General features: G+C 51.0%; 19 protein-coding genes. 12 read left to right on the top strand and 7 right to left on the bottom strand.

What is annotated here, in order from left to right:
* Window positions 1–76: 76 nt before the first annotated feature.
* The 5 genes from icd to AC2FAP_RS03565 all read left to right on the top strand — a co-directional run bounded on the left by icd (window position 77) and on the right by AC2FAP_RS03565 (window position 4,774).
* Window positions 77–1,327 (top strand): NADP-dependent isocitrate dehydrogenase, encoded by a 1,251-nt coding sequence (icd, locus tag AC2FAP_RS03545; RefSeq protein WP_014169617.1) that lies wholly within the window; start codon window positions 77–79, stop codon window positions 1,325–1,327.
* A 589-nt stretch (window positions 1,328–1,916) separates the two neighbouring features.
* Window positions 1,917–2,963 carry a glycosyl hydrolase gene (locus tag AC2FAP_RS03550; protein WP_309162167.1) on the top strand — a complete coding sequence of 349 codons (1,047 nt, stop codon included), beginning with the start codon at window positions 1,917–1,919 and terminating at the stop codon, window positions 2,961–2,963.
* Window positions 2,964–3,162: 199 nt separating this feature from the next.
* Entirely contained in the window at window positions 3,163–3,513 is a 351-nt protein-coding gene (locus AC2FAP_RS03555; RefSeq protein ID WP_020884453.1) for a DUF1304 domain-containing protein, read from the top strand.
* Between the two features lie 76 nt (window positions 3,514–3,589).
* Window positions 3,590–3,835: a YmjA family protein gene (locus AC2FAP_RS03560; RefSeq protein ID WP_449541561.1), complete on the top strand. Its 246-nt coding sequence runs from the start codon at window positions 3,590–3,592 to the stop codon at window positions 3,833–3,835.
* A 243-nt stretch (window positions 3,836–4,078) separates the two neighbouring features.
* Window positions 4,079–4,774 (top strand): hypothetical protein, encoded by a 696-nt coding sequence (locus AC2FAP_RS03565; protein ID WP_148575879.1) that lies wholly within the window; start codon window positions 4,079–4,081, stop codon window positions 4,772–4,774.
* Here the strand turns inward: AC2FAP_RS03565 and AC2FAP_RS03570 are convergent.
* A complete protein-coding gene (locus AC2FAP_RS03570; protein ID WP_047366431.1) occupies window positions 4,771–6,282 on the bottom strand; it encodes an EAL domain-containing protein in 1,512 nt (503 codons plus the stop codon). The genes AC2FAP_RS03565 and AC2FAP_RS03570 overlap by 4 nt on opposite strands.
* Before the next feature lie 237 nt (window positions 6,283–6,519).
* Here AC2FAP_RS03570 and AC2FAP_RS03575 point away from each other — a divergent pair, with 237 nt between their 5' ends.
* The 3 genes from AC2FAP_RS03575 to AC2FAP_RS03585 all read left to right on the top strand — a co-directional run bounded on the left by AC2FAP_RS03575 (window position 6,520) and on the right by AC2FAP_RS03585 (window position 10,217).
* On the top strand, window positions 6,520–8,040 hold the full coding sequence (locus AC2FAP_RS03575) for an EAL domain-containing protein (RefSeq protein WP_449541562.1): 1,521 nt from the start codon (window positions 6,520–6,522) through the stop codon (window positions 8,038–8,040).
* 180 nt (window positions 8,041–8,220) lie between these two features.
* Window positions 8,221–9,693, top strand: coding sequence for a sensor domain-containing diguanylate cyclase (locus tag AC2FAP_RS03580; protein ID WP_032679672.1), 1,473 nt, complete (start codon window positions 8,221–8,223; stop codon window positions 9,691–9,693).
* Between the two features lie 275 nt (window positions 9,694–9,968).
* Window positions 9,969–10,217 (top strand): GlsB/YeaQ/YmgE family stress response membrane protein, encoded by a 249-nt coding sequence (locus AC2FAP_RS03585; RefSeq protein ID WP_006174788.1) that lies wholly within the window; start codon window positions 9,969–9,971, stop codon window positions 10,215–10,217.
* Between the two features lie 54 nt (window positions 10,218–10,271).
* Here the strand turns inward: AC2FAP_RS03585 and yoaJ are convergent, their stop codons facing one another.
* The 3 genes from yoaJ to AC2FAP_RS03600 are packed head-to-tail and all read right to left on the bottom strand — an operon-like array spanning window position 10,272 to window position 11,519.
* Window positions 10,272–10,346, bottom strand: coding sequence for a protein YoaJ (gene yoaJ / locus AC2FAP_RS03590; RefSeq protein WP_071605476.1), 75 nt, complete (start codon window positions 10,344–10,346; stop codon window positions 10,272–10,274).
* On the bottom strand, window positions 10,347–10,445 hold the full coding sequence (locus AC2FAP_RS03595) for a YoaK family small membrane protein (RefSeq protein ID WP_014883431.1): 99 nt from the start codon (window positions 10,443–10,445) through the stop codon (window positions 10,347–10,349).
* A gap of 45 nt (window positions 10,446–10,490) precedes the next feature.
* Complete coding sequence (locus tag AC2FAP_RS03600; RefSeq protein WP_040017217.1) at window positions 10,491–11,519, bottom strand: sensor domain-containing diguanylate cyclase; 1,029 nt, start codon at window positions 11,517–11,519, stop codon at window positions 10,491–10,493.
* A gap of 304 nt (window positions 11,520–11,823) precedes the next feature.
* On the opposite strand from AC2FAP_RS03600, the gene AC2FAP_RS03605 reads away from it, so the two are divergent.
* Together AC2FAP_RS03605 and AC2FAP_RS03610 are read left to right on the top strand one after the other, a co-directional pair.
* Entirely contained in the window at window positions 11,824–12,078 is a 255-nt protein-coding gene (locus AC2FAP_RS03605; RefSeq protein WP_020884447.1) for a putative hemolysin, read from the top strand.
* Window positions 12,079–12,158: 80 nt separating this feature from the next.
* Window positions 12,159–12,464 (top strand): hypothetical protein, encoded by a 306-nt coding sequence (locus AC2FAP_RS03610; RefSeq protein ID WP_485452840.1) that lies wholly within the window; start codon window positions 12,159–12,161, stop codon window positions 12,462–12,464.
* Here the strand turns inward: AC2FAP_RS03610 and AC2FAP_RS03615 are convergent, their stop codons facing one another.
* Entirely contained in the window at window positions 12,465–12,809 is a 345-nt protein-coding gene (locus tag AC2FAP_RS03615; RefSeq protein ID WP_449541563.1) for a DUF488 domain-containing protein, read from the bottom strand.
* 151 nt (window positions 12,810–12,960) lie between these two features.
* Here AC2FAP_RS03615 and AC2FAP_RS03620 point away from each other — a divergent pair, with 151 nt between their 5' ends.
* Entirely contained in the window at window positions 12,961–13,668 is a 708-nt protein-coding gene (locus tag AC2FAP_RS03620) for a CTP synthase C-terminal region-related (seleno)protein (RefSeq protein WP_196355671.1), read from the top strand.
* 30 nt (window positions 13,669–13,698) lie between these two features.
* Here the strand turns inward: AC2FAP_RS03620 and AC2FAP_RS03625 are convergent, their stop codons facing one another.
* On the bottom strand, window positions 13,699–14,886 hold the full coding sequence (locus AC2FAP_RS03625) for a CynX/NimT family MFS transporter (protein WP_014169631.1): 1,188 nt from the start codon (window positions 14,884–14,886) through the stop codon (window positions 13,699–13,701).
* A 99-nt stretch (window positions 14,887–14,985) separates the two neighbouring features.
* Between AC2FAP_RS03625 and AC2FAP_RS03630 the strand changes: the two genes are divergently transcribed.
* Entirely contained in the window at window positions 14,986–15,777 is a 792-nt protein-coding gene (locus AC2FAP_RS03630) for an AraC family transcriptional regulator (RefSeq protein ID WP_270291418.1), read from the top strand.
* Here AC2FAP_RS03630 and AC2FAP_RS03635 read toward each other — a convergent pair.
* Window positions 15,761–16,207: a DUF441 domain-containing protein gene (locus AC2FAP_RS03635; RefSeq protein ID WP_014169633.1), complete on the bottom strand. Its 447-nt coding sequence runs from the start codon at window positions 16,205–16,207 to the stop codon at window positions 15,761–15,763. The two genes, AC2FAP_RS03630 and AC2FAP_RS03635, sit on opposite strands and share 17 nt — an antisense overlap.
* Window positions 16,208–16,321 lie beyond the last annotated feature (114 nt).

The raw sequence follows: 16,321 nt of genomic DNA on the forward strand, positions 1-16,321 counted from the left end.
AGGTACTATCGAAGGGCTCATTACAATTTATTAACATAAGATCAGTAACAACCAGAAGCGCTCGAAGGAGAGGTTAATGGAAAGCAAAGTAGTTGTTCCGGCGGAAGGTAAAAAGATCACCCTGCAAAACGGCAAGATTAACGTTCCTCACAATCCGATTATCCCGTTCATCGAAGGTGACGGTATCGGTGTAGACGTTACCCCGGCAATGCTGAAAGTGGTTGATGCCGCTGTTGAGAAAGCCTACAAAGGCGAGCGTAAAATTTCCTGGATGGAAATTTACACCGGTGAAAAATCTACTCAAGTTTATGGCCAGGACGTTTGGCTGCCAGCTGAAACGCTGGACCTGATCCGCGACTACCGCGTTGCTATTAAAGGCCCTCTGACAACTCCAGTCGGTGGCGGTATTCGTTCCCTGAACGTTGCGCTGCGTCAGGAGCTGGATCTGTACGTGTGTCTGCGTCCGGTTCGTTACTATCAGGGCACCCCAAGCCCGGTTAAGCACCCTGAACTGACCGACATGGTTATCTTCCGCGAAAACTCAGAAGACATCTACGCGGGCATCGAGTGGAAAGCAGACTCTGCTGACGCAGAGAAAGTGATTAAATTCCTGCGCGAAGAGATGGGCGTGAAGAAAATTCGCTTCCCTGAACATTGCGGTATCGGTATCAAGCCTTGCTCCGAAGAAGGGACTAAACGTCTGGTGCGTGCGGCTATTGAATACGCGATCACCAACGACCGTGACTCTGTGACGCTGGTTCACAAAGGCAACATCATGAAGTTCACCGAAGGCGCATTCAAAGACTGGGGCTACCAGCTGGCGATGGAAGAGTTCGGTGGTGAGCTGATTGACGGTGGTCCATGGCAGAAGATCAAGAACCCGAACACCGGCAAAGAGATCATCATTAAAGATGTGATCGCCGATGCGTTCCTGCAGCAGATCCTGCTGCGTCCTGCTGAATATGACGTTATCGCCTGTATGAACCTGAACGGTGACTACATCTCCGACGCCCTGGCGGCGCAGGTTGGCGGTATTGGTATCGCTCCTGGTGCGAACATCGGTGACGAGTGCGCACTGTTCGAAGCGACCCACGGTACGGCACCAAAATATGCCGGCCAGGATAAAGTGAACCCAGGTTCTATCATCCTGTCTGCAGAAATGATGCTCCGTCATATGGAATGGTTCGAAGCCGCAGACCTGATCGTTAAAGGTATGGAAGGCGCGATTAACGCCAAAACCGTAACGTACGATTTCGAACGTCTGATGGAAGGCGCTAAGCTGCTGAAATGTTCAGAGTTTGGCGACGCGATTATCGCGAACATGTAATCCAGAGTCTGGGTTAAACAAGAACGGGAGCCGATGGGGTCCCGTTTTTTATTATCCTATTTCGTAAGGTTATCAAAACCCTCACTTAAATAGCATTTACCGTCCACGCTTTACCGGGCCATCATGCGCTTTCGCCGTTTGATTCGGCGATGTATGCCCCAAAATTTCTTGAATATCTTAATTCCACGTCTCACTAAATTCATTGTTATGGTGTCCGGCCTCACCCGGTGCCGCGCTCATGAATACCTGATCTGACTTATCGGGTACGACGCGATTACGGTGAAACCCTCATTAATTCTGTTGTCAGCATAACTTTCTGGTGTGCGGAATATCACTCGTATTACGGGAGATAGCACAACGTGAATTAGCATCATTTTAAGCAGACGGCTGATATAAATATCCCTGTCGCAGCAAGTTGTTTAATCAAACGGTATTGCTGCGCTGGCACTTTCCGCGGTAGTGGGAAAAGTGAGACAAACTGTACGAAAAAATAAAGCCGGGTAATGTCGGTTTTATTGTGTACATAGCAAACACGCATGGTCATTCATTGCCATGTATTTTCCAATCGAGACGTAAGGATATTCTACAAATGAGTACTTTTACTGTAATACCCGCAAATCAGTCTGCAGATAATAATGCGAAAATGATTTATCAGTGGTTGAGTGGTCTGTCCGAACGACAGGGTAAAAAGCTCATTTCAGGTATTTTTGGTGGCTATAGCAATATCGGCGGCGTCGATGCTTTTTCCCTGCAACAAGGAAAAGACCTGCAGGCCCTGACCGGGAAATTCCCCGCTATTTATAGCGCTGACTATGCCCGTGGCTGGGATGCCTGTACCCCAGGAGAGGAAGCCAGTTTGATCGATTTTGGTTGTAATGCCGATCTGATCGACCACTGGAAAAAAGGCGGACTGGTCGCGATCAGCCACCATTTACCAAACCCTTGTTTTGCGGGGAATAATCCTGGTGATGGAAAGGGGGCTCTCAAGCATCCTGTGAGTAATGATGAATTTTCTGCAATCTTACAGTCTGGAACACCGTCGCGTGGACGCTGGTTGGCAATGCTTGATAAGGTCGCTCAGGGCCTACAGCAACTGAATGAGAAAGGTGTCACCGTCTTTTATCGACCCTTGCATGAGATGAATGGCGAGTGGTTCTGGTGGGGGGCAACCGGTGAGAATACAAACGATACTGTACGTATGGATCTGTATCGACGCCTGTATCAGGATATCTTTAACTATTTCGTTAAAACGAAAGGGTTAAACAATTTACTCTGGGTCTTCTCTCCTGATGCAAACCGGGATTATAAGACATCTTATTACCCTGGCGCAGAGTATGTTGATATTACTGGCCTGGACTTGTATACAGACAATCCTGCCACTGTAAACGGTTACGATGAAATGGTGGCATTGAATAAGCCGTTTGCCTTTGCTGAGGTGGGGCCATCAACAATTAACGGCCAGTTTGATTATGCAAATTTAGTGAGTGTTATTCTTCAGAAATACCCTAAAGCAACCATGTTTATCCCCTGGAACAATGACTGGAGCCCGCTGAAAAACCTGAATGCCTCTGGTGCATACAATAATGACCGGGTAATAAATCTCGGAGAGGTATGGAACGGAAGCGTTCTGAGTTAATGTACGTTCCGGTGTCACGTTGATGCGCCATATAAAATGGTTGAAGTCGCTGGCCCGATCGTTAACGCTATAGAAGATGCTAAAATGTTCAGAGTCTGGCGACGCGATCATCGCGAATATGTCATCCAGATTCTGGGTTAAACGTGAACGGGGGCCAGAAGGTCCCCGTTTTTTTCCTCTGCCTGCGGGAGACTGCAAGATGTTAGCTACGATCCTTGTCGCTATTGTTGCATTAATTCATCTCTACATACTTGTGCTGGAAATGTTCCTGTGGAACACAAAAACAGGCCACAAGGCATTTAATCTCAGCCCTGATTTTGCACGCGATACCCGTGTGCTGGCCGCAAATCAGGGGTTGTATAACGGTTTTCTGGCGGCGGGACTGCTCTGGGGACTGTGGCTTGGTGAAAGCGGTGTTCCTGTGGTCTTCTTCTTTTTGACCTGCGTGCTGATTGCGGGCATTTACGGTGCCATGACCGCCAGCCGAAAAATACTCTATGTTCAGGCTTTACCGGCGCTGGCTGCATTGATTGCATTGTGGTTGCGTTGATTAACAAGGCTTTGGTCTAAGAGTGCCGTCCGATATACTTACGCATTACCCTTAAAGGTCAGAGAAGAGACTGTTTATGCCCAATGAAATTCCACTTAAGTATTATGACATCGTCGATGAATACGCGTCGGAAGCCGCGGAGCCGGTAAGTGAGGCAGAGCGCGATCCTCTTGCCTGTTATTTCCAGTTGCTGCTCACCCGTTTATCGAACAATGAAGAGATCAGCGAGGAAGCCCAGCAAGAGATGGCGAGTAAAGCCGGCATCCGTAGCGCGCGCATTGATGATATTGCGAACTTCCTCAATCAGTGGGGAAATGAATAGTCCGCCTCAAAAACCGTTGTGATGATGCTTTGCTAAACAGCTCAGCATCACGCTATCGGACCACATGCATTTTTTATCCGGGATGTGCGTTGAGGGTTTACCGATGAGCAGGGCGAAAATAACGATCAGGAAAAAGAGTACCAGCGGAAACAACAGAGAATTTTTCACGTTTTAACCAAATGAGAGTGTGCTTCAGGGTAATCTACGGTCTGAATGTGACGACTATATGTTTTTAGGAAAGAAATGGAAACGTCTGATCTGGAAAAACATTACCACGACACCAACGCTAAGACGCTGGCGCTCTGGGAAAAGCGGGACGGTATCGGAGCGGTAAGGGAGCCGTTTTATGCTACGCAAAAGCTCGCACTGGCGACAGGTTTCCAGCCGGAAATGACCGCGTCTCTCGACATGTTGTTTCGGGAACTGCGGGCGTTGACCCGCCACGACTCGTTAGTAGACCTCCAGCCGCCATCCGGCTTCCATTTCACCTTCGTACCCATAACGCTCCCTCTCTACGACGAGAATGCACCGTTACCGGCGAAGACGCATCAGCTTATCGACGCATGGACCCCTTTTGCCGGTCTGGGCATCACGGTTCGGGAACTCAGGCTGGTGGCATTGCCCAACCAGCTCTTGCTTGCAGGCATACCCGATACACTTGCCTTGAGGCAGCGGCAGGCGTTTTGTGAACGTCTGTTAACCACGGACTGGCAAGCGGCGTTGCGCTTACGCCATGGCAATACCCCTTTGCCAGCGCCGTTCTGGCACACTACGCTGTTGCGCTACCAGGCAGACTGTCTGCCTGAATCACTGAGGGCGTTTTTCCGGGAGCGCCGCATGCAGCGTTACGGTGAGGTTTGCGGAGAGCTAAAACTCAACGTCGTGAATTATAACTGGACGCTATGCAGAGCCGTCACGTCGTCAATGTTGACACGTTAACGCGCTGGTTTTTGCTTATCGTTGTTAAGTTGCTGCGTCAGTTCACCAATGGTCAGTGATTTAGAGAAATACCACCCCTGAATCAGGGCATCAGGATACCGGTCAGCGATAAAGCGATATTGCGTTTCGCTTTCCACACCTTCAAAGACGAGCGTTTTATTCAGTCTGGCGAGGGCGTCACTAAAGATGACGAATATATTCTGTTTATAATGCTCATTAATACCATCTACCAGCGATTTGTCTATTTTGATCTCATCGTATTCCAGAAGCGATATGCGGGCGAGGTTAGAGTTTTGTACTCCAAAATCGTCAATTGATATTCTCACACCCAATGATTTTAACGCCTGACAGAACCCTTCGAGAACATCCGCAGTGGAAACCGCCTTTTCAGAGAGTTCGACTTTTATCAAGGAGAGTGGAATGCTATTCACTAAACACTCACGACACAGAATCTTAATGAATTGCCCGTCTTCAATCTCGGTTCGGCCAATATTTAATGAAATCACCAGCTGATGTTTAATCGCCAGCGAGGCGATTTCTGCCAGGGATTTTTCGATGATATTGATATAATACTTTTGATACAGGCCAATTTTCTTAATTAAGGGAATAAAGAGCTCAGGCGAGACCTCTCCATGATTGTTATCGCGCCATCTCGACAGAACTTCAACGCCCACCATTTTTTTATCCTGGATTCGAATAATGGGCTGGTAGTTAACGCTGATGGTATTGGCTTTTACCGCGTTAACCAGCGTGCGCTCCAGTGAGAACCGATCTTCATAGATGCGGAAGAAAAACAGAGTGATCGCTATCCAGATGAAAGCCAGAATTGCCGTGAGAAGGGTAAACACCACCAGAGACAATGAAGCCAGCCCTGCGTTGTGATGCTTCACGATCACACACAAATCCCATACGGCGCTGCACTGCGTCAGGGTTAAGGTAAACAGATTCGAATGCAGCCAGCTCTGTTCTTTTATCACCGGGGAGGCTGAGAAAAATGTTCTGCCGAAATCTTTGGTCGTCGTACTCAGTGAATAGTTCGCCGTAATCGGCGTGAACTTATCGTAAGCATAGCGGGAGGTGAATATAATCACGTTATTATAAATTGCCGCATTGCCTGTAAAAAAATCTTTTCTGGAAAACTGAGCCAGAAGAAAACCCCGTGGCGTTTTATGCAGCTCTGCAGGAAGGGCAACGGGAGTGGCGAGTTTACCCCAAAAAGCAGTACAGGCTATTTTCCCCTTTTCAATAAAACCGATATCCCCGAAATAGAGGCTATCTAACTTTATCTGCCTGTAACTATCGAGACTGGTTTTATCACAACCCTGTGTAGTAATGCTTTTGAGCGCCTGCGCCACACTTTGAGAGAGGCCTTCTGAATATTGCAAAAGGGAATGGGAAACCTCGAGCTGTTTGCTCTTTTGCTGGGCCACGATAACCGCATTAACCGCGTAGAGAGAGAGGGCGACCAGCAACGTTGAAATGATAGCAACGGCAATGATCTTTTTCATTTTCCAGTTGTCCCGTTCGCTCCCTGATTTGACAAATCTTAACACAGCCAGGGCAAGGCACAAGCCTGATAATAACGGAGGTTTATCTTATTCAGTCAGAGTAACTCATGCGGAAGTACCAGTTTTTTAAGATAAATCTTAACTAAACTTTTCACATTGCTTTAAGCAGCGCAGAGTTTGCCAGGCGATCGCCTTATACAGGTCATAAATGAGCGTTTTTCTCTTAAGGAAAAAATCGTGCGCAACGTTATGCTCCCCATTCTGTGTGCCTTATTTGTGTTTCTGAGTGGCATGCTGATCATTAACTGGCAGTTGTGGCATATGGCCCGGTCAAATTATGCCGAAACCGCCGCCGCAAGCACGCGTAAAATTGAGGCCATTCTTGCTGAGGCTGTCAGTGCTGCAGATACAGCAAAACGGGTCGCCGCTGCAGGGTGTACCGACACCGGACAGCGTGAACTGGGTTCGGAAGCTGCGCTGAAACCGCATCTTCGCGCCATTATGATTGAGCAGCAGGGTAGGATCGTCTGTACCTCCCTTCCCGGAAACGGCGTATTGATTGTTCGCCCGCAGACGCTGCCCAACAAAGGATTGATGCTGCTCCCCGGTAATCGCCTGGTGAACGGCATTCCGGTGTTACTTTTTCAGATGCCCGTCGCGAAAGGGCGCGTTATCGTAAGCGTTAGCGACGCGCATTTGCGGGATGTTATTGCGAGTGCAGCAAACAACACGGGACTGAGGCTGGTTGTTGGCGATAAAGCAATAGCCGGCGCGGGCGATGTGACCGGCTGGCCCCCCGTGAAGTGGGCGGGTTCCTTAACAGCATCGGCACATTTTCCGTTTAGCATGGCCTGGCAGCCTCCCGCCTTTTTCAGCCTGACGCGTTTACTGCATCAGGGATGGAGCCTCATACTGCTTATCCTTGCGTTATCTGTAGCTGTTGGCATTCTTATCCGTCGCTACAGGGGGAAAAGCAGCTCGTTTGAAGACGATCTGCGTAAAGCCATCATCCACGGCGAGATCGTTCCGTACTATCAGCCGATCGTGAATGGCGATACCGGCGGTTTGTATGGCGTGGAAGTGCTGGCAAGGTGGAAGCACCCAAAATCAGGCTTTATCCCACCGGATGTTTTTATTCCGATTGCCGAGCGCAGCGGTCTGATAATTCCGCTGACCAAAAATTTAATGGCGAAAGTGGTGACCGAGCTTAAGCCGCTTTTGCCTAAGTTGCCGGACGGATTTTACATCGGGGTGAACATCAGCGCCAGACACATCAATGCGCCTTCTTTTATCGCTGACTGCCGGGTCTTTGGAAAAGGCTTTTATGGTAAAGAGGTCAAACTGGTTCTCGAAGTGACCGAGCGTGAACCGCTGATCGATAATCCTCATCTGGTGGAAAATCTCACTGCGTTACATAACGCCGGTTTCGTCATTGCGCTTGATGACTTTGGGACCGGGTATTCCGGACTCTCCTGTCTGCACGCGCTGGCGATTGATTATATTAAAATCGATAAAAGTTTCGTGAACCGGGTATCAGAGGCGAAAGACTCTACGATCCTGCTGGAATGTGTGATTGACCTGGCGAAAAAACTCTCACTGCATATCGTGGCTGAAGGGGTAGAAACGAAGGAGCAACTGGACTATCTCAACCGTAATCAGATTACCCTGTTGCAGGGATACTATTTTGGTAAACCGGTCTCGTATAAAGAATTTATTAAAGTCATCTTATCTAAGCCCCTGGAGAAGGTCAGTCTGTAAGAGATTTTTTCTGTGAAAGGGGCCCAGTAATAATATCTGATGCCCGTTTGCGAAAAGCGAAATATCATCAGATTTCTGTTGTATGCTTAAGTGCAATTCATTTTCCTCTTATCCTGAGCTTTGTTACAGTGACTCTAGTTGTCAGCCAGGGATGTCAGGCGTGATAAGGTGGAAGAGCTCGTGCATGTGAAAAATACTTTTTACACAACAACTATTACCGTCATCATTGTCTCATTGATCATTTCGCTGTCGCTTGCCGTCCAAATTACCACGTCCAGGCAGCAGTCAATCCAGCAAATAAACACCAGCGTTGCCAACCTGAGCCATACCTTAGACGTGTACAGCGAAGGGATCATGCGCCAAAGTGAAATGTTGATTACTTCGGTTTCCGACATAATCAAAATTTATGGCATGACCCCACAACAGGCCAAAAATATCCAGCGGATGATAAGCAATCAGGATAATCTTCTTATCCAGATAAATAATGTGGTTGTTTACGATGCGCAAGGGAATATTTTTACGGCACTGCATGAAAGTTTTTCCGGACCCCGGAAAGGGGTGGACAGGTCGTTTTTTATCTACCACAAAGAAAATAAGAGCCAGCAGATTTTTATTGGCCAGCCGGTGGTCAGCAGAACGAATGGTAAATGGGTCATAACCATTAGTCGTCGGCTGGAAACCCCTACCGGCGCGTTTAACGGTGTCGTTGTGGTTACGCTGGGTATCGAAAATTTTCTGGCGTTATACGGGCAGATCAATATTGGACACTCAGGCGTGATCGGCTTAACAACCCAGTCAGGCGTGTTGCTGGTACGTCATCCGTTTAAAAATAATTACATTGGCGCGATTGTTTCGGATTCGCCTCTCTTCAGGACATACCTCAAGGTACAAAACGCGGGTATCGCCAGCTCTGTCTCACGGTTTGATAAAATCGAACGCATTTATGCTTTCGAGAAGAACAAGCGCTACGGGCTCGTCACCACCGTGGCGGTCAGTACGCAAGAAGCACTCGCCCCCTGGCGCAAGCAGGCTCTCCAGCTTTCTGTCCTCATTTTGGTTTTTACCGCGATACTCATTGCGGCGTCCTGTTTCCTCTATTCCGATTTATCCAGAAAAACACGGGATAACAGAGCGCTGAAGATTATTGCGTCTGAAGATGCGCTAACCGGGCTTTTCAACCGACGCATTTTTGATGAAAAAATTCTGTCAGAAATTGCGGCCTGTGCGGCCAGCGACGCCCCGATTTCGGTGTTGATTGTCGATGTGGACTACTTCAAAAAATACAACGATAACTATGGTCATCCCGAAGGGGACCGCTGTTTAACCCTGCTGGGAAATAGCCTCAGGGAGAGCCTCAACCGGGACAACCAGGTTGTGGCGCGCTATGGCGGGGAAGAGTTTGCACTGATCCTGCCTGACACGGATATCCAGGAAGCGCTCCGCCTCGGTCAGACGATCATTCGCAATGTCTTTTCGCTGCATATTGAACATGCTTTCAGTCCCTTCGGGCGGGTCACGGTTAGCGTCGGGATCTCCACTGCGCGTGCCGTGGATATCGCGGGCAGCCAGCAGAACATCATTATAGCCGCCGACCAGGCGCTCTATCAGGCAAAACGTGCAGGGCGAAACCGGCACGCTTTTGTTGCGGTGTAGGCAAAAAAAAGCCCACTCTAGAGTGGGCAAGAAATACTGGAAGCAATGTGAGCAATGTCGTACTGAATACCTGAGTATTTCGCTCAACTATTCAGTGTTGAGAAAGATAATCTTTCTCAACAAAAGATGCAACCCCACATTTCTTGTGGTGCTGTTGATGAATAAACGCGCACTCTCTCACTGTGATGCTTATCACAAATTTCCTTTCTGAAATCCTGTGCTATCCTTTCTTGTGTCGTTGATTTAATGACAAAAACCATACGGAGAGGAAACTTATGGGAATTTTATCCTGGATTATCTTTGGGCTTATTGCAGGTATTCTGGCGAAGTGGATTATGCCGGGCAAAGATGGCGGTGGGTTTATCGTCACCGTAATACTGGGGATTATCGGTGCAGTGGTGGGCGGTTGGATCAGTACGCTGTTCGGCTTTGGTAAGGTCGATGGCTTTAACTTCGGCAGCTTCGCTGTCGCGGTGATCGGTGCGTTGGTTGTTCTGTTTATCTACAGAAAAATCAAAAGCTAAGCCTGATAAATGTTGAAAAAGGCTGCCATATGGCGGCCTTTTTACGTGGTGGGTTTACCACCAGCCTAGCTGCGAGCCTGCAACAGCCACGATTGCCACGATCAGCATAATGAGGGTTGTTTTTCTCATTTATGCCCCCGGAGCAGCGTAACCACCGACAAAAAACCAGGCCAAAAACACTACCGCCGTTATAAAAATAACGACCGGGAAGAGGATCCCTATTCTCATACCATCACCTGTTTCGGTTTTTATAACGCCGTAGAGTGTACGGGGTTAATCCATCGCGAGAAAGCGCGTTTTGCTTTTTCCTTTCTTATGCTGATACATCGCGACATCAGCCGCGCGTAACGCACTGTCCGGATCGGTCACGGTGGGGTCAACTTCAATCACACCGAAGCTGGCGCCAGGATAAATAATGTTCACGCTCCCCAGCCAGTATTCTCCTGCAATACGGGCGTCGAGGCGCGTTTTAAGCAGGTTAATCTGTGTGCTCTCACCCGTACTGTTGGTCTGGCTAAGCGAGGCCACCAGAAACTCATCACCGCCCAGCCTGCCAATTATTTCGTCCGCCTGTTTTTCTTCAGTCAGACGTTTGCCCACTTCAATCAGGAACCGATCGCCTGATTCATGCCCGTAACGGTCGTTAATCAGCTTGAAATCATCAAGGTCGATAAACGCGATGATGGCGTTGCGTTTAAGGTGCTTTGCCAGTGAAAACAGGGTCGTCAGCTCTTCGAAGATGGCGCGGCGGTTTGGTAATCCGGTAAGGGCATCGGTATAAGAGTGCGCAATGAGTGCCGCATTGGCTTCCCGAAGCTGGATCACCAGCGACTCTTTCTGAATATACTGGGCAATCAACCCGGCAAATAATTTCAGAACTTGTTCACCGCGGTCACTGGGATGTTTCTTTTCCGTGCTGGTGGCGCAGAGCGTGCCATAGAGTGAACCATCCGCAAGGTGAATAGGGATACTCATGTAGGTTGTAATGCCAAGGGCTTTCGCGGCATCGCAATCCGGCCAGCGCTCAGCCACCTCGTTACTGAACAACGTACCACTCTCAATGGCGCGCTTACACAACGTGTCGCCCCAAGGAACGCTCAGCCCCTCAGGGATCTGCATCTGCTTGCTGTTGCGGGCGTAGAGGATATGCTGCAGCCGCGCATTGATATCGACCTTCGTCAGGTAGGTGGACTCCATTTCAGTCACAATCTCCAGCATCTCCAGCAGCTGGCGGACGAGACTTTCAAGGGACTGCTCAGTGGCGAGCGTTTCTGAAACACGGGCAAGGATAATATCCGACATGACGTAGGCTCACTCCCATGCAGAAGACGTCTGCATCTGCATGTTATGCTGAATTTTTCGACTTCGGGCATAGTAAAACATGAATATAAAAATTTTAATATTCATCACAGGGGAGCGGGGGAGAAAAAAAGCCCCGATGTTGAGACCGGGGCAAAGACATCTTGATTACGGAATGATGTTCTCTGGTCATTGAGAACACGTGCCACTGTAGTGTGGAAAAGTGCAGTTAAGATGGAGAAATCGTGGAGAAAGCGGCGGTGACCCGTTACCCTTAAAGTCTGATGAAGTTAAAAGGATCAATGAGATGAGATTACTGCTTCTGGCACTGGCGTTACCGCTGGCCGCCTGTACCTCCAAAACATCCCCGCCTGATGCCCCGAAACCGCCCCATGTTATCGGGATGGCTAATCCCGCCTCCGTCTACTGCCTGAATAAAGGCGGGGAACAGGTCCCGGTTCAGAGCCCGCAAGGGGTTCGCACGGAGTGCAAGTTGCCCGGCGGCGAAGTGATCGATGAATGGGCGCTTTATCGTCGCGATCATCCGCAACCTGCCAGGTGACAGCGGGACAGTGGCTGCGGTACACTTCTCTTTAGGATTATTCTTAGCCTTTCGATGGCTACCGTTATCGTGAGAGAAGTATGTTTCAGCTTAAACCGGGCAGCATGGCGATGATCATCGGTGCCCGCACGGCGTCCGGCCGTCGTAATATTGGTAAATCTGTTGAACTGTTTGGGCTGTGTCAGCCCGGCCAGCGTTTCGTTAATCCGGTCAATGGCGTCATGACGCAGTTACCCACCACCTCGGAACGCGCGCTTTGGCTGGTGACCGGTGATGTCTTCGCGTTTGACAATCAGCACGGCTTTGCGTTTATTCGCGCCGAACATCTGATGCCGCTTACCCCGGATACGGCGCCGCAAATCCTTGATGAACTGATGATCGACTGACTAGATATTACGCAGCCAGTCGGCTAACACCAGGGCGTGATTGTGTTCCTTATCTTTCGCGCCATAGAGAAGGGTTAAGGTCTGCTTGCTGGCCAGCGCCGCAAGACGCAACCCCTCGTCCTTGTGCAGCGCCAGCTCTTCCCGGTACGCCTTGCTGAAGGCGTTGAAATCAAGGGTTTCGCTATGAAACGCCTTGCGTAAATCATTGGACGGGGTGAGCGTTTTACACCATTCATCATACGCGAGATCGGTTTTCTTCACGCCACGCGGCCAGAGTCTGTCTACCAGCACCCGATAACCATCGTCCGGGCTTGCCTGTTCGTATACGCGTTTACACTGGATCATCTTTTCTCCTCACCTGCGACAAAACGTTCTGCGTATTACTCTAGCACTTTGTCTTTACCCACCCAATTTAAGGTATTGTGATAATTGCAGAAGATCGGTAGTCTGAGGTTCCTTATGTTATCTGCTAATACTCAGGCATAAGGAACCTTTCATGGAACACCTCCCGGCTAAAACCACACTGCGCATTGCGCTGGTTGGCGATTACAATCCCGATGTTATTGCGCACCAGGCGATCCCGCTGGCAATTGACGACGCCGCTGCCGTTCTTGACCTCACCGCTGATTATGACTGGCTCGCGACCACGGAACTGACCAGCCCGGAAGATCTGGTGGGTTATGACGCTATCTGGCTGGTTCCCGCAAGCCCGTACAAAAACACGGCGGCGGCCTTTATCGCTGCACGCTACGCACGCGAAAACAGCATTCCCTTCCTCGGCACCTGCGGCGGGTTCCAGCATGCGCTGATTGAGTACGCCCGTAATGTGCTGGGCTGGCACGATGCGGCTCACGCCGAAACGGATACCGAAGGCACAATGGTGATTGCGCCATTAACCTGCTCGCTGGTGGAAAAAACCGATGCAATTGAGCTGCGCAACAATACGCTCATCGCCAAAGCCTATGGCAAACCGGAAATCGTGGAGGGATATCACTGCAATTACGGTGTGTCGCCGGAATTTGCACGGGAGCTGGAGAGCGGCGAAATGCGCGTCACCGGCTGGGACGAGCAGGGTGAAATTCGCGCCGCGGAGTTAGTGACCCATCCGTTCTTCGTGATCACCTTATTCCAGCATGAACGTGCCGCGCTGGAAGGTCGACCGGTGGTGCTGGTACAGGCAATGCTGCGCGCGGCGCGCGGATAAAAAAGGCAGACCTGGTGGTCTGCCATTCTACTAACGGGGCGTGACCTCCCGGTCACGCCCGGCAAGCATACCGCAAACGGCCATGATCACGGCGGCCAGTGCACAGGCCAGAAGCGGATACCGCCAGTCACCGGCAGCATCGTGAATTTTGCCCATCAACGGCGGGCCACAGGCGGCCAGCAGATAGCCAACCGACTGTGCCATGCCGGACAAGGCCGCGGCCTGATGCGCAGAGCTGGCGCGCAGCCCGATGAAGGTCAGGCCAAGGATCATCGTTGCCCCGGTACCAAAACCAAACACCAGCGTCCACATGACCGCCATTCCCGGCGCAAACCACAATCCTGCTGCGCTTATCGCGCACAACAGCGCCACGACGCCGGCGATTGCTCGCTGATCCTTCAGACGATGGAGGATCAGCGGCACAGCGAGACCCGGAACGGCGGTGGCCAGCTGTAAGAGTCCGTGCACAGAACCCGCCTGGGCTTCGCTATATCCGTGGCTGAGCAGGATCGCCGGTAGCCAGCCGATGATGACATAGTAAATCAGCGAGTTAATCCCCAGAAAAAGGGTGACCTGCCAGGCGAGGGCAGAGCGCCAGATGGCGCGGTTATGTAACGCGCCTGCACCGGTCACCGTCGCAACGTGTTTCTGACGCCACTGTGGCAGCCAGAGCAGTAACGCCGCCAGCGGAAAGGCCATCAGCATTAGCAGGGCGCCATGCCAGCCGGCTTCCCCTTGCGCCAGCGGAACAATCAGTGCGGAACCTAACGCCGCGGAGATCCCCATCGTCAGGGAATACGCGCCGGTGAGTCTGGCAACCTGTCCCGGGAAGTCACGTTTAATTAACCCAGGCAAAAGCACATTGCCCAGTGCGATACCGCAGCCAATCACCGCCGTACCGATGAAAAGCAGGGGGGCGGAAGGCAGGGAGCGCACAGCAATGCCGACGCAAATCAGCAGCAGGGCGATAAACAGGCTGCGCTCCATGCCGATACGCCGGGCAACACCTGCGGCGAGCGGGGAGATAAGGGCGAAAGCCAGCAGAGGCAGGGTGGTCAGCAGACCGGTTTGCGCTGTACTCAAGCCATAATCGAGACGAATGGTATCGAGCAGCGGTGCTGCTCCGGTAAAGGTGACGCGAAGCGTAGTGGCAATCATCAGGATACCTGCGATCAGCAGCGCGCCCTGTTTTCCTGAAACCCGAATTGCAGTAGTCATTGTGTTCTCATACGTTCAAGCGAGCGCATACAATACCGATTTTCTCCATGGTTGAAATCAGGCTAAAATGACAGTTTATCGCTAATATCGGACAACCTGATGATTGGTCTCGGACTGGACGGCTACGATCCCGATAGCCAGCATGATGCGGCTGTCGCGTTTCGCATCCGCGTGGTGGCGCAGGAACAATACATTCCGCGACACCAACACCGTAAGGGACAGCTGATTCTGGCGCTGGGGGGAGCCATTACCTGCGAAGTGGAAAACGCCATGCTGATGGTACCGCCCCAGTATGCCGTGTGGATCCCTGGCCAGATGCCGCACAGCAATAAGGCCACGCCGGGTGCCCAGCTTTGCTTTTTGTTTATTGAACCCGGAGCGGTAAGTTTGCCCGATCGCTGCTGCACCCTGAAGATCTCCCCTCTGGTGCGGGAACTGATCTTATCGCTGGCGGAAAAATCACGTGAAGCGCTCTCGCTTGCTGCCACATCGCGTCTGGTGGATGTTCTTTTTGACGAGCTACCGCTGCAGCGTCAGGAACATTTGCAACTGCCCGTTTCGCCTCATCCAAAAATCCGGCTGATGAGCGAGAAGATGGCGGAAGAGCCTGCCGCCTGGCAGACGCTGGCGCAATGGGCGAGCCACTTCGCCATGAGTGAGCGCAATCTGGCGCGCCTGGTGGTGAAAGAGACGGGCCTGAGCTTTCGCCGTTGGCGGCATCAGCTGCAGCTTATTGTGGCGTTACAGCTGTTGATTGGGGGAAAGTCGGTACAGCAGGTGGCACAGTCGCTGGGGTACGACTCCACCACCGCGTTTATCACGATGTTTAAGAAAGGGCTGGGGCAGACGCCAGCGCGGTATATAGCCAGCCTGACTACGACTTCCCGATAAACAGTGAGACCAGCCCGGCCGCAATCAGCGGACCCACCGGAACGCCACGAAAGAGCGCCACACCGAGCACGGTTCCCACCAGCAGACCGGCTACCAGCGAGGGCTGGCTGCTCATCAGCGTAACGCCACGCCCGCCCAGCCACGAGACAAAAACGCCTACCGCTATCGCTATCAGCGATTTCCAGTTTACAAACGAGTGCAGCAGCGTTGAGGCAGGCAGCGTACCGCTGGCGATAGGTGCCATCACCCCAATGGTCAGAATGATGATCCCGATGGTGAGACCTTGTTTTTCTATCCACGGGAAAAAGGTGTTTAACGGGGTCACGCGCACAATGATCAGCACCAGAATTGAGATAGCGACGGTGGTGTTATGGCTGACAAAGCCAAGCGCAGCGAGGGCCAGAAGAATGAGCAGAGTCGGGTCAAACATAAGGAATCCTTGCCAAAAGAGTAAGCCTGCTTACTTTACGCGGAAACACGGCTGAAGACAGTTTTTAAAAAGATTTTACTGCTGTCATAACCCTGTCATTTACGGGGGATAAAA

This window comes from Enterobacter cloacae complex sp. 394I7, from assembly GCF_057320345.1.